We start from the raw sequence: 274 nt of genomic DNA, 5'->3' as shown, positions 1-274 counted from the left end.
CGTCAGCAGACATGCCGATGCAAAAGGAAAGCATGTACAAAACAGTATACGAAAATATGCGCTGATCACAAGCCTTCTCCTTTCGCTTGTTTCCTACATAACGATCAGTCTTTTTTCTGTTCCTATCGCCGAAGCATTCAACAAGGCGGATGATCCTCTGTTGACAACTATCGCTTCCGGAGGCATGAGAATTTATTTTATCAACTTATTTTTTGCCGGAGTGAACATTATAGCATCTGCATTTTTATGTTCATGCGACAAACCAAAACTTGCA

The 274-nt window shown here is 40.9% G+C and carries 1 protein-coding gene; it reads left to right on the top strand.

Going from position 1 to position 274, the window contains the following annotated elements; all coding sequences use genetic code 11:
- On the top strand, positions 1-274 hold a 274-nt coding region (locus NE637_RS15400), incomplete at both ends, for an MATE family efflux transporter (RefSeq protein WP_256267806.1).

It is taken from the genome of Desulfovibrio desulfuricans (assembly GCF_024460775.1).
Taxonomy (GTDB): Bacteria; Desulfobacterota; Desulfovibrionia; order Desulfovibrionales; family Desulfovibrionaceae; genus Desulfovibrio; species Desulfovibrio desulfuricans_E.
This window is presented reverse-complemented; position numbering and strand designations above follow the sequence as displayed.